Here is a 13,964-nt window from a genome sequence, read left to right as displayed (position 1 = left end):
TGCTTTCTGTTTTGGTCGGCTATCTTTGCAATGATGACATTTGGCTCATGATCATTTTATCGAACATGCTGTCACTTAACCAGCGTTTAAGAAACAAAACAATTCCTGTCATGTAGCCCGCAGCATACCTTATACCCGGCTTTTTTTCCCGGATCGCTTTTGCGATCAGTTTTGCGATTACAACAGGATCGGTCAGCTGTTTTTGTCCTTTTTCATTGATATTAATAGCGCTTTTTGTCAGATTTTGGTAAGCGGTATGTCCCGAAACTTTCTCCAGGTTCTCCATAGCAATATCCTGCCATTCGGTCTTAATACCACCCGGTTCAATTAATATGACGTCTATGCCAAATGGCTTTACTTCCAGGCGTAGGCTATCGCTCAATCCCTCAACCGCATATTTGCTGGCGTGGTACCAACCGCCAAGCGGAGTGGCCATTTTACCGCCTATAGAGGTTATATTAACGATCTTTCCGGAATGCTGTTTACGCATATGCGGCAAAACTAATTGTGTCAGCCTGGCCAGTCCGAAAAGATTAACTTCTAACTGGTATCTGGCATCTTCTATGTGTACATCCTCTACGGCTCCATATGCTCCGAAACCGGCATTGTTGATCAGAATGTCGATACGGCCCTCATTTTTGATGATCTCGTTAATCCCGCTGACCATGGAATCATCGTCGGAGACATCCATCTTTAACACTTTGGCACCATAGGGCAACAATTCCTTCATCTTGTCTACCCTCCGCGCTGCGCCATATACGGTATAGCCTTCCTGTAATAACAGCTTAACTGCTTCTTTACCCATACCAGCTGATGCGCCGGTGATCAGTACTACTTTTTTCATTATGTGATATTTTAATAGTTTCTTTTTAATTGTTATTCAAAGGTCGCCAGCAGAACGGTAGAAAAGTTTTGCTGGCGGCTCAAATACGATTTGCTCAACGGCTCAAATAATTTCCAATTTTCAAAGGCCTTTGGCGATTTTGATCAGGCCGGTATCCAGGAATTGTCTCATGAAATGGCATGCGGGGATTCAATCGCATCCGGGCCTGCAGGCTTTCAGCAAGCCATTGGAAATATTCACTTAAAAAGGGATCGGGCAGTTTTTCACGCATGTCTGTAATTACCGGTGCTAAGTTATCCCAGGAAGTGGTAACAAATGAGCCAAGTGTTTTGTCAACAAGGCCGATGTTTATAAACCGTTCGGCAACAAGGATACCGAGCGACTCCATTTCCTGCGTAAACTGAAGAAACATGATCTGGTCCTGCTCAGGTATTTTGCGCCATTCTTCCATAGTAGGGGGTATATTATACTTGTTAACGTGGAACATTAATTCTGCAAACCGATGGGTTTGGAAATTTCTTAATGTCTCTGATGTAAAACGTTCCTTTCTGTCGCGGGCGGCATTTTTGACTTGAACAATGCCGAACACAAGCCCCACAATAAATGACAAAGCGAGCGCAAGGTTGGCGGTAATTGTGATTATTTCGTTATTCATAAGATTTGCTTTTATTATTGAACGGGAGGATACGGCTGATCTATTCCATATAATTTATACCAAAAATAATGAAGGAAAGAAAAGCAGATTTTTGTCAACAGCTCAATTATTGTTTTGTAAACGGCTCAATACAAAGTTGAAATATCGCATGAAAAGCTAATTGAAATTAAGAAGGCTAAAAAAAACACAATAAAGGAACCGTTAACCTACACCAAATAATCACTCACTCATTTTGGCTTAATTTATTTAAGGGCGATAGATTATAAATAAAAAGCTGCAATCTGATAGCTGGATACTGGAAGAAATTCTTTGTAATTTGAAGATAAGAGAGACTGTAAAACCACGATGAACCTCTGTTATTTGATTTGTTCGAACAACTACTGATTGAGCAGACACCTGCCCGTGATCTATCTAATCGCTTTTCAGTTTTTATTGTACGAATATCAAACGCCTCTGAACACTGATGGCGAACAACACGTTTGCTTTTTAAAGAAGTTGTTAAAATGAGCCGGATCTTCGAACCCCAGGCAGTAACCGATTTCTGAAATATTCCAATTGGTATGTTTAAGTAAAGATTTTGCTTCACTAACCAGCCTTTCAGCGATCACATTAGTCGTTGTTTTACCAGTAGTATCTTTGACAGCTCTGTTTAAATGATTAACATGTACAGCAAGTTGCACAGCAAAATCACTGGGAGAACGCATGTTAAACCGCTGTGCTGAATTCTCAATCGGGAATTGCCGTTCCAATAATTCTGTGAATACAGCAGTGATCCGGCGTTTGGCATTCGGATGCTGATATAAAATTTCTGACGGTCGTGATTTTAAAGCAAAATGAGTCAGCTCCGCAATATAGTTTCTCAACAAATCATATTTATAGGCATAATCAGACCTGATCTCCCACAGCATACGGCTATATATACCGCTTACTTGCAGGTCCTGTTCGGGATCGAGAAGATAGGCTGGTTTTCCTCCGTGTGCAAACATTGGCAACTGGTTGAGAGCACCATGAACACTTTCCGTGAAAAAGTTTTTTGAAAAAATGCAGAAAAAACCGGAATTTGTTTCCGATAAGGATTCAAGGGTATAAGGTACCTGAGGATTAAAAAACATCAGCGCAGTGCCGGATACTCTTAAACTTTTATCGGCGTAATGAAAAATATGCTCACCTCTAATCAGGCTGATCTTATAAAACGCTCTTCGGACATATGCTACCGGCCTGTTGTTTGAATGATTATAATCCTCTGTTCTGAAAACGTTGAAATGTTCGGGGTGCTTGTGCAGGTCAAATGGGACATTGTCAAATTTGAACCTATAAAATTCATCAATTGTCTGCGTTTTTGGTGTCATAGGATTTGTATTTTATCTCTGCCAAAAAGTTGCGTAATATATTAACAGATAAAAAAGACAGCCCAAAAATGCGACTACATTGTTCGGCCTGGTTAAGGTCTTCAGCGCCTCGTCCATCGAGTATGTACTCTCAGCAGACTCCTTATCCATTGCAGGAAATAAATCTTCCGGATTAGCTACTTTTTCCATGATTAATGTTTCCAAAACCGCCCATGTTATGTCCTGGTCTGTTGATCTTTTTGTTAAACAAAAGTATGCTGTAATAAGAGCCGGCATCTGTAAAAATCAAAGCGATATTTGCAAATTTCAAACAATGATAAGCCGTTAACTTCGATTTACATCCGTTAGTAGCGATACCCGGTTTTATCAAGTGTTAATCGGTCATTGAGGGCATATACTCACGTGGCAACCCATTTTTACGATGCATACGGTAAATAAACATCAGGATAGCATAGTTTTTATCATTGGTGCCGGATAGGGAATAGTTATATTGATTTAACCATCCAGACTGCACAATCCACGATCTATCCAACTGATAGCCTAAACCGGCAAAAACACGGTTTCGTTCAAAGTTGGGAACCTTATTATTTAAAAACAATTCGTCAGCAGCGGAAACAAACAAAGTTTTTGCTTCAATCTTCGTATTATTTAACGGTACAAATAAATTCAGCCGGTAACGAAAACGATTTCGATATAAACCATTTATCCATCGCTGCTCTGCCCGGTAACGATGTTCGATCTTTAGCCTGTACAAAAACTGATTACTGGTGATCTGCTCATACAAACGGTTTTCTTTAATAGTGGGGCTTTTTGGGGGGGCAAGGAAATCATAGGTGTCATACCTGCCGGTTCCAACCAGCGCAGTGAAGCTTTTATCAATATAATATGTAATACCGCCTTTGACTTCGAAATACTGCAATTGTTTAAAACCATTGTTAGTACGGTTTTGAAGCTCGGCACAAGCCCCCCATCTATGAATGCTGTCTCCGGGCAAAATGATCGCTGCCATATTCCATATCCCCACTTTTGAATTCTGCCCGAATGTGGATGATGACGTAAACAAAAACAGGAGAAAAAAGCAGCGTTTTAACATGGTGCAATTGGTGTTTAGCTATAGTCTAAGGAGCCTGAAAAAACAACAGAATTAATTTGATTATTGCTGTAGAGCGCGTTGGTCATGGTGGCTGGCAAGATTGTCAGGCGAAAGGTAAAATTCAGCATTAATGAAAATCATTAATACTGAATTTTTGGAATTGTTTATCGGTAGTTTAAAGGTTGTCTGCGAGTATCACTTTTTTAGTGGCATTGTCTATCAGGATCACATGCTTATATGCTTGTTCATCAGAACCGCCAAGCTTTTTTATCAGGCCTGTAGACTGCCCAAGGTATTTACCAATACCGTCGGTTTCAAATGTATTAATCTCGTAACCAATGCTAAATGGCGCAGCAGCTGACTTAGATAAGGCCAGTGTATATGATGTATTTGGCTTTAAAAAATTAAAGATCTGTTCTACCAGGTCAGCAAGGCCTATGCTGCGGATGGCTAGCCGACCAATAGCCTTGTCATTAGACTGACCGCTCTTCAATGTTACCACCTGGGTTGCTGCCGTATCATCCAACGCGCTCAGCCCTATTTTGCTTTTAGTATTGGCAACCGCATGATCTGCGTAAACCAATGCCTGCGGGCTTTGACCGATCTGCACCGGAGGTAGCACCTTCATAGTTTGCAAGTCAATTCCCTGTACCTGGTCTGCATATTCCAGGCCTACATACGCCAGCTTTCCATCGGGTGATGGCCATATTCCGTGCGGCAATGCACCCACGTTTATGGTATCGGTTTGTTTAAAATCTTGCGCCACATCGAAAACCCTAACTTTGTTTTCACCGCCTACAGTCACCAGCATCAGGAGTTTGTTATTTAGGTAAGTAAACGTAACGTGGTTGGTGATCGCTCCCGTGCTGATCACTTTGGTTACCGATTGCGTCGCTGTATTGATCACGGTTACCTTACCAACATCTTTATGGGTCATCGCTATCCATTCGCCTTTGGGGCTGGTGAAAATATTAGGAGAAAAAGGGCTGGTTACCTGTATTTTCTTTACGATGGCGTAGGTTGATGTGTTTATTATATCCACTTCAGGTGTAAAGCTGGAGCATACATAGGCCTGTTTGCCATCCGGTGTAAAAGAGATCATGCCGGGGCCGTCGGCCACGGGTATACGCCTTACTTCTGTCATCTGATCAACATCGATCACGCTCACATAGGCTTCCCCCCGTACAGAAGTCCATATCTGTTTGCTATCAGGAGTAAAGGTAGGCTCGTGTGGTGAACGCCCGACATAAATAGTTTTAAGCACCTTGTTGTCTTCTGTAGAAATTAGCGTAACGGAGTTGGAACCAATAGCGACCGCAGCCAGCATTTTCCGTTGAGCAGAATATCTTAATCCATGCACCAGCGACTGTCCCTTGTATAACGGGCTCAGTACATTAGGATATGGCTTGCCAAGATTGATCTCCCCAAGGAAGGTATTGTTAGAAGGATCAACTACGGAAATCGTATTGGAAACTTGATTTGCGGTATAAACCCGGTCATGCTCATAACGGCGTTGAGCGGTGGCGTTTAAACTGCAAAGGGCTAAAACGATGAAGGAGAGAGATGCGATTTTCATGGTGGATATACATTAATTTATGAAAGATGACATTTGTTCAATTTCAACTTGCTCGGCGGAGATCAGGTGTTTTGCGTAGGCGATAACCTGTATATCGCCGGGGTATTTTAGCAACACCTTTGCCATATCAATAGCGGCCTGATGATGGGGAATCATCACGCTTGCAAAAGCACGATCGGTATCTTCAAGTTTACCATTGCCGGGCATGTTTTCCATCATGATATTCATGGTGCGGTCCATTGCCTGCCGGTAACCTGGATAGACCACCGAATCGCCAACAGGTAACTGTTTTATCCATAACCGCATTTGCTGTACTTCATTAGTTTGCTCCTGCAGGATACTTTTGGCCAACTGGATCATATTAAAATCCTTCCCGTGGCGGATCTCATACTTAGCCATAGCGATAGCGCCTTCATGGTGCGGGATCATTTGTTCCATAAAATCATTAGTTGGCAATGGGCTTTGCGGAGCCTTATCCATAGCGGTCATCATCGTATCCATCATCGCCAGGTAAACGTTTTTTCCGGATGAAGACATGTGCATATGCTGCATATCCATTTCCTGGGCCCGGGCTGGTTTGACCAAAAATAAAAATGCTATTAAAAATAGCTTCTGGGATAAGACGAATCGTGATTTTTTCATGAGGGCCATTTCGTTAGATAGTTGATTTTAGAGTTGACTGGTTTGCCTGCTGTTATCATGACCATATAAAATCCGGGTACCAGCACGCTTCCTATGGTACAAATATGCAAACGGTGATCAAAATATGTTTTGGCTGGTGGCTCAAATAAACTTTGGTTAACAGCTCAATTAGCAGCTTTGCTTTCAGTATTGATATGAAGGTCCGAAGTATCTGCAGCGTTTAAAATGACGACCAGCCATATGCTATATTAGTCAAGAAAAGTCTGTAAGAGGTAAAGCACCGCATCGATGCCAGTTAAAGCAGCGCTTCCCTCCCTGATCCGACCGCATCACGATAAAAGTGAGGAGATACATCAGCGCTTTTTTTAAAAAAGCGACTAAAGTAGTATTCATCTGAGAACCCAAGCGAATACGCTATAGCTTTTACAGGTTTGGAAGTAAGATATAATTCACGTTTTGCCTCTATAATGATGCGCTCATGTATCAGATCGGTAAGCGGTTTATTGAAATAGGTCTTCACAATCCTTGCAAGCGCATTGGGAGAAATATTAAGCATTCTGGCGTAATCGCTTGCGCTATGCTTCTCCCTGTAGCATTTTTCAATTGCCTCCTGTAAGTTATAAAGAATGGCTGGTTCTTTCATTTTCTCCAGGTCCTTCAGGGCATGTTCATGCTGAACCGTTTTTATACGGATGGCATTAATTAAAACGATTTTAAGGTAAAGAACAAGCAGTTCCTGCTGTGCAATCCCGGGACTTAATAATTCGGTCTGCATGTGTCCGATCAACTCCGAGAACTTTGAAACATCTTCATCGCTGATCTTAAATAACGGTGGCTGATAAATATTATTAAACAATAACCCGTTACTGGCGATTTCGTTCTGATGCCGGTGAATGCAAAAGAAATCCGGATGAAAGTTAATGGAAACGCCGGAAATCTCTTCAGCGCATTCAATAAAATAGGGCTGATAGGGCGCAAAACAACATAATAAAGGGCCGGATAATGAAAATTTTGAAAAGCCGGATATCAATTGACCTCCACCTTTTAAGACTAAAATAATCGTATAATAATTGTGACGTTGTATCTTGTCAAAAACAAACGGACTGTCAAATGGAGACACGCTAAATGCCAAGTTTCCATTATGAGGGTCAAAAAGAGTTCTGCTATATTTTATCATCCTCAAAATTAAATTGCATTTTTCTCAATTTTCAAGTGCGCGTAACAAAGTCTATGCTCATTGAGGTTTCATGTAAGACATCTGAAGGCAAAATTCAAATTCATCGGTATACAAACCTGAAAATTATCCTGTTGATATTTATACGTCTTTCAGTTACCGCCTGATGATGAATTTTTTTCGAGCATGTTTCGGAACTTCTACTCGTTCCATAGCAGTATTTCGAAGTTTATCATATGCTATAGCTGAATTTAACATCAACCAGCCGGTAAGACGGTTTCATGCGCATAAAGCCTAATGACCGGGAGAATACACGTCATGAAACATGTTTCAATTAGTCTAAACTCTAATTCCAGTAATTAGCACCGGCACATTAAATTACTGAAACCCCAATAATGTCCAAAGACATTACCAGGGTTATTCGTTAACAGATACTGTTATTTAACGGCCAGAACTTCGACAGGAATTATTTCAGGTTCTGCGGCTAATAAGTCAGGCGCATTTGCCATCAGCGCTTTAGCCACTTCTCCCGCCAAATGTGCTTTACGACCTTCTTCATGAGGGAAAGTATCAAATATTCCGAAGGTTGACGGGCCTAATTTAATACCATACCAGGTTATCGTATCCTGTTCTTCTTTGACAAGCGCTAAACCGCTTTCCAGAAAATTTACTACCTCTTCTTCTTTACCGGGCTTTGCTTCAAGCTTTACGAGTAATCCAAATTTAATCATTGTCTTTAATTTTCTTATGTTTTAATACATCAAAAATGCCGGTTTATATAAGCTTAATCAATGGACATATCCTGCGATTGGATGGACAACTTCGCTTGAATTTATTTCACCCTTTTTACCATGATATAGAAATTCCGATCTGTCGACAATGTCCCGTCTCCTGCAGCGCCGTTTCCTGTCGCACCTACAACCATCTGACTAATATCCGCATTAGCCGCAGCGCCAAACTGAACCAGCCCCTCAGTTACCGCAGGCAGTTTCTGCCATTTTTCAGTCGGGGCAATCCACTGTTCGGTCGCCGACCCTACATATACTTTAACAGGCATCTTAAACCCCTTTACACAATTTGTCCAATGATAATAGACAGCCTGTCCCTGAGTCCTGTACTCCAGTACCGGTATATTTATAGTGCGCAGGTATTGGTCAAAGAGCCCGGAAAAATCTTTGTGAGCATAAGTACTAATAAAGGTCTCTACCTGTCTGGTAGTTACCGTTTGGTGATAAAATGACTTGTTCAAGGCCTGCAACATACCGCGAAATACAGCATCGCCCATGATCTGGCGGATCATATGCAAAAGGTTAGCCCCTTTCATGTACATATCGATGGAGCCTTCTTTGTTAACATTATATGGACCGATGATCGGCAGATCGTTTCCAACAATAGCCCGGTAACTCGTACAATAATCATTACCTGCTTCCACGCCATAAACATAGGAAACGTACAGTGCTTCCCCATAGCAGGCGAAAGCTTCATGGAGCCAAAGATCTGCAAGATCATTGGCGGTAATACTATTGCCAAACCATTCATGAACACTCTCGTGAACCAAAATATAATCCCATTTTAATGCCCAGCCGCTTCCTGTTGAGACATGAATCCCGTTTGGCATCGGCGCGCCAAACCACTTGGTCTTGAAAGCGCTACTGGTGACATCCTCTCCCAGCCAGCCATTGCCAAAATGATTACCATAGGCTATAGCATTTTGATGCTCCATCCCCAGATGGGAGCTTTCCACCAGTTTATAGCCATCTTTGTAAAAAGGATAAGGCCCCATCCAATATTCCAGGGCATGAAGCGTCGTGTCAACCTTACCCCAATGCTGTTCTGCTTTCCCCTCGTTATAATCCAATGCCCAGAACTCGCAGTCAAGCTTACCATTCAGTCCATTAAACTCATGCTTTAGATCCACATATTTTCCGATATAAGGTATAATATCATAAGAATTGATCGGATTCACCACGTTCCAGGTATAAGTAACCATACCCCTTTTCGGGCTTATTTTGTCAATTAGCCGGCCATTACCTACGGCCACAAGACTGTCAGGCACTGTGATACTCATGGTAACACCGTTGTCAGGTTCATCACCCAGGTGATCTTTGCAGGGCAACCATACACTGGCTCCCTGCCCTTCACACGCAACAGTCATCCATGGTCTTCCTTTTTCATCTTTTGCCCAGATCCAACCGCCGTCCCATGGAGGAGACAGTGCTTCTTTCGGCTTTCCTGAAAAATTTACCGTTAAGGTCTCAATTGCACCCGCCTTAACGATTGATGGTAAACTGACATAATAAACGTCTCCGGACCTGCTGTATTTCAGTGTTCTGCCGTGCCAGTATACAGCGGTGATATTCATCGGTTCCTGCAAATCAAGCTGCATGCGCTGACCGGCATGGAGTGCCCGCCACGCTATAGTATTTTCGCCGGTAATGCTTTTATTATGATAATCTGGTGTAAGCCGGATGGTATAATGTAACAGGTTCCACCAGGCGCGCTCTGGCGTTACACTTCCCCGTAATGTATCCGCATGGGTAAATAATGCCTTATGACCAAGCAACTGCGCTGAAAGGTCCTGACATGACAGTAAGAGAAATGCAGGTAATAAAATTGACCAGCAAAATCTAAAAGTTGTTTTTTGGGTTTTCATGATGTGTTTAATTGCATTGATAAGTTTTAGTAACGCCTGTATAGCTCTTAAGTGCTTTCTCTTCCACGTAGTTGCGAGATGGGCAATTTCCTGCTGAACGTCCGCCATTTATTATCCTAACATTGATTAGGCATACCTTTCCTTTAGATATAACTGAGCCACCAATCTTTCCTTTTTTGTTTAAAATTCATAAACCAACGGCAGGGAACATATAATAAGATGATGATCGATAACCATATTAAGTAGATAAACGGAAGATCGAAACCCCAGGATGAAGCATAAGGCAACCTGAACGGGCCTTTGAGAATATCGGGCAGGGAGTAACATGTCAAAAAAGCAATCAGTAATTGAGTGCAATGCACCAGATAAATATGTAGTATATAAAAAAATAGCGGAACCCGCCCAAATACCAGGGCAACAGAAGTAAGTTTATTGCTGATTTTTTCCAGGCAGCCAAGTGCAATTACGGACACCCCAAGTGTCATCAACAAATATAGCAGTGATGGGGGGTATTTATTGCAATTAATGAAATCCAGTATGGTCTTCCACCAGGTTAGTTGTATGTGCCACGGATGAGGATCACCATAGATATTAAAAAAACGTAAGATCAGGAACAGCGCCAAACAGGCCAGCCCCGTTTTTATTATTATTGATTTTCTTAAATCAGCCTCCAGCTTGAAAATGTTGCCAAATGCGTATCCAACACACATCACACCTAACCAGGGGATCAGGGGATATAAAATAAACATACTGTGGTAATTGTTAAACTTGTAAATACCAACATCATGAAGGAAAAGCCAGGTAAGATGGTAAACACTTATACCGGCAGGGTGTACTCCGTCCAGAAAATTGTGGCCGAAAATAAGTGCCAAGCCAAACAGCGCAATATACCGCGCGTTTAAAAATGTCAAAAAAGACAAAATGATCATGCTCCATCCAATAACCCAGATAACTTGAATGAACAGGACATGAAAACCAAAATCGAATTGCCAACCGAAACCGATAAGGGTCAGTTCCAGCAAAACCAACCAAACTCCTCTTTTTACTAAAAATAAGCAACTTTCCTTTTTATTCTTCCGCTTTGATACGGAAAGGAAGGCACTTATGCCGGACAGAAAAATGAATGTTGGCGCGCAGAAATGGGTTACCCAGCGGGTCATGAACAATAGCGCTGTGGTTTTGCTGAGGTCCAAGGGATCAAAACGGGCAATGGTAAAGTAATCTCGAACATGATCAAGAACCATAATGACCATAATGATTCCGCGAAGTTTGTCTATAGCGGAGATCCTTTGATTTTCGATAGAAGAAGATACTTCCATATTTTTTTACAATTTAATTTAAGTTTTAAAATGACCATTAATTCATAAGCCGCGATCGATAAAAGAGGCGGAAATGGGCTATCAGGGCGTTTCATCGCTTATAAATGCATCATTAACTCTTTAAAGAGTTAATGATGCATTTAATAAACATCCGCAGCACCTGTTTATTAAATATATGGTTATCCGCTTTTTGAAGCAGGTTAAGCGATACCAGGCCATGAATTGAACACCAACACATCAAGTGCTTTGCCTCAATCGTGTCGTTATCCGGCTCCTGCTGTAATATTAACTGTTCAATAACAGTCCGAATCAACAACGCTGATTGACCTGTTTCGAACGCCAATTTTTCAGGGCAACAGCTTTGCATATCCACGCCGAACATCAGTTGATATAATTCCTTATTAGTAACAGCAAACTCCCAATAGGCCATACACATATTTTCCAACTGATCCTCGGGCAGCATTTCTCTTTGCCTTGCCTTGCTGACCTGTTGATTGAGTGATACATATCCACGACGTGCAAGCTCAATTAAAATAGCTTCCTTGTTGGAAAAATATTCATAGATTACCGGGGCAGAATATTCGATGATTTCACCTATTTTGCGCATACTTAAAGCCTGCCAGCCATCTTTTATGACGATAGTAAGGGATGCCTTTAGGATATTAGTCCGGGTTGCTTCCCTATTGCGTTGTTTTCTCTCCTCAATACCCATCTTTACTTTTCATATTCCATTTCACTTTCATAGCAATGAATTGTAGCAATGAATCAGATCGCAGGCAATCGAACATCTTTTAATAATTCGATTGACATAACCTGCTTATTATTTTTGATTTATCTGTTCGACGATATTTTAGACCGTTACTACGACTGTTGAATTATCTGGGGCATCAGAATTCCTAATTAGAAATATTCAGCGTCTGAATTTCGTCCTTCACTTTGTTATAATACTTGTCGGTTTCCACTGCTTTGGTTAAAATCGCATGCGCCGGTACCCCTATCTCGTTAAAGAGACATGGTCACTGCGATAGAAAAGATCGAACTTAGTGTAAGGAAGTTCTTATCAGATCTAGTATCCCGGTTAATCAAAGCGCAACTTTGTGGGATACGCATTTAGTCATAGAAAAACTTGCCGGGAATCCGAACAAACTGGCAAAGGCATTAATCCTGCGCGTTTAAATTCTTCTTCGATAAATCCTGCGGCCTTTTCAAGACCGGGCATAAAATTTCCCCTTCCCTGCATATCATCGGATGAAAACGTTTGACCGTTTGTTCCACTTCATCCTGACGGGCAAGCTGGTTTAAGTCCCGGCTGAAACCACGCAAGGCGGATGTAATCAGGAGCACTGTGACGATGCATTTATTCGTTTTATTTGAATATTTTCTTAATCACTTATTCCTGGCTGAAAGCCAACGCTGACAGCTGACTAATAAAACATCCGGGATGTCATTATCAAGTCTCAGGTCCGTTTTAAAGCCTTTGAAAGTAAGCAGCAGTTATTTGCTTACAGACTTGAATGTTCCCTGATTTACTTTTTTTATAAAACTAATCAGTCCGGGAAAGTAATGTTCCTGGTCATCCCACATCGCGGAATGGCTGCCTTCGGGGCAGTATAGATACGCCCCGTTTTTAACCTTTGTACTCATCCACTCCATATATTGGGGATCCTGAGTGTCATATTTCGCCCCAATTACCAGAGTGGGGACTTTAATTAGATGCAAATCTCCGGATCTGTCCCAGTTAATCAGCGTACCTCCGGTTTTAAATTCACTGGGTCCCTGCATGGATACATATATCTTGTCATTCAAATGAGCAAGCATTTGCATGATCGGCTCCGGCCATACTGCCAGGCGGCAAAGGTGCTGTTTATAAAATTCATTGATCAGCAAGGACTGATAGGTACTGTCCTGGTAAAGGCCTTTATCTTCGTAAGCCGTGAGGGAGTCCACGAGCGACTTGCGCATTTGCGACCTAAGTACTGCATTGTACTTAGCATAGGCAGGAACACTGGCCATCATGTTGGAAATAATGAGGCCTTTCAGATTTTGCTGGTATTTTAAGGCATATTCTATGGCGAGGATACCTCCCCAGCTGTGCCCGAGAAGATAAAAATTATCGTGAGTAAGGTTTAATGCCTTTCTTACCTGTTCTACTTCTTCAACAAAATGTTTTGTATTCCACAAGGTGCTGTCATTGGGTTTATCACTGTAATAGGACTCCAGTTGATCATATTCGATAAATTCAATGTTTGTCTGTGGAAAAAAATGTTCGAAAGATTCAAAGATCTCATGAGTGCCGCCCGGGCCGCCATGTAACAGCAATACTTTTATTTTAGGGTTATTGCCAAAACGTTTGGTCCAAACATGGAACTGCCCTTTAGGAGTTTGTATTTCTACCATTTTAACTATTCCTCTCACATGAGCGGTATCCTGATAAGTGATTTTGTGTCGTACCGGTTTCCCGTAGCTTTGACTGAAAAACACGGTTAAGGGTAATAAGAGAATGATCAATAATAATTTCATTGATTAATTTTTAAAAACGTGCGTTAAACTAAAGTCATTACGATGTCAAACCGGTAATGGTTGTTTACTAACAGACTGCCCGGTATTATTTGACATGGCAAATGTACCCTGGTTAAAAAAGGGGCAATTGTAAATATCA

General features: G+C 41.6%; 12 protein-coding genes. All 12 read right to left on the bottom strand.

All coding sequences use genetic code 11. The annotated features are described in order from the left end of the window. Window positions 1–19: 19 nt before the first annotated feature. The 12 genes from FSB76_RS22270 to FSB76_RS22215 all read right to left on the bottom strand — a co-directional run bounded on the left by FSB76_RS22270 (window position 20) and on the right by FSB76_RS22215 (window position 13,825). Window positions 20–844: an oxidoreductase gene (locus FSB76_RS22270; RefSeq protein WP_147057278.1), complete on the bottom strand. Its 825-nt coding sequence runs from the start codon at window positions 842–844 to the stop codon at window positions 20–22. Between the two features lie 94 nt (window positions 845–938). After that, window positions 939–1,499, bottom strand: a complete 561-nt coding sequence (locus FSB76_RS22265; RefSeq protein ID WP_147057276.1) for a DUF4760 domain-containing protein — start codon at window positions 1,497–1,499, stop codon at window positions 939–941. Window positions 1,500–1,942: 443 nt separating this feature from the next. After that, complete coding sequence (locus FSB76_RS22260; RefSeq protein ID WP_147057274.1) at window positions 1,943–2,848, bottom strand: helix-turn-helix domain-containing protein; 906 nt, start codon at window positions 2,846–2,848, stop codon at window positions 1,943–1,945. Window positions 2,849–3,221: 373 nt separating this feature from the next. After that, entirely contained in the window at window positions 3,222–3,941 is a 720-nt protein-coding gene (locus FSB76_RS22255) for a DUF2490 domain-containing protein (protein WP_147057272.1), read from the bottom strand. Between the two features lie 175 nt (window positions 3,942–4,116). Then, on the bottom strand, window positions 4,117–5,517 hold the full coding sequence (locus FSB76_RS22250) for a YncE family protein (protein WP_147057270.1): 1,401 nt from the start codon (window positions 5,515–5,517) through the stop codon (window positions 4,117–4,119). Between the two features lie 12 nt (window positions 5,518–5,529). Beyond that, window positions 5,530–6,159: a DUF305 domain-containing protein gene (locus FSB76_RS22245; RefSeq protein ID WP_158642950.1), complete on the bottom strand. Its 630-nt coding sequence runs from the start codon at window positions 6,157–6,159 to the stop codon at window positions 5,530–5,532. Window positions 6,160–6,454: 295 nt separating this feature from the next. Beyond that, complete coding sequence (locus FSB76_RS22240; RefSeq protein WP_147057266.1) at window positions 6,455–7,336, bottom strand: helix-turn-helix domain-containing protein; 882 nt, start codon at window positions 7,334–7,336, stop codon at window positions 6,455–6,457. Between the two features lie 434 nt (window positions 7,337–7,770). Beyond that, the gene (locus FSB76_RS22235; protein WP_147057264.1) at window positions 7,771–8,064 is read right to left on the bottom strand and encodes a putative quinol monooxygenase; all 294 of its coding nucleotides are present in this window, start codon (window positions 8,062–8,064) and stop codon (window positions 7,771–7,773) included. Between the two features lie 101 nt (window positions 8,065–8,165). After that, entirely contained in the window at window positions 8,166–9,986 is a 1,821-nt protein-coding gene (locus FSB76_RS22230; RefSeq protein WP_147057262.1) for a M1 family metallopeptidase, read from the bottom strand. Between the two features lie 143 nt (window positions 9,987–10,129). Further along, entirely contained in the window at window positions 10,130–11,305 is a 1,176-nt protein-coding gene (locus FSB76_RS22225; protein ID WP_147057260.1) for a DUF1624 domain-containing protein, read from the bottom strand. 112 nt (window positions 11,306–11,417) lie between these two features. Beyond that, the gene (locus FSB76_RS22220; protein ID WP_147057258.1) at window positions 11,418–12,017 is read right to left on the bottom strand and encodes a TetR/AcrR family transcriptional regulator; all 600 of its coding nucleotides are present in this window, start codon (window positions 12,015–12,017) and stop codon (window positions 11,418–11,420) included. 782 nt (window positions 12,018–12,799) lie between these two features. Then, window positions 12,800–13,825 carry a proline iminopeptidase-family hydrolase gene (locus tag FSB76_RS22215; protein WP_147057256.1) on the bottom strand — a complete coding sequence of 342 codons (1,026 nt, stop codon included), beginning with the start codon at window positions 13,823–13,825 and terminating at the stop codon, window positions 12,800–12,802. Between the last annotated feature and the right edge of the window lie 139 nt (window positions 13,826–13,964).

The sequence above is a fragment of the Mucilaginibacter ginsenosidivorax genome (assembly GCF_007971525.1).
Lineage (GTDB): Bacteria > Bacteroidota > Bacteroidia > Sphingobacteriales > Sphingobacteriaceae > Mucilaginibacter > Mucilaginibacter ginsenosidivorax.
Note: the sequence above shows the minus strand (reverse complement) of the source record. Positions and strands in the feature narration are given on the sequence as shown.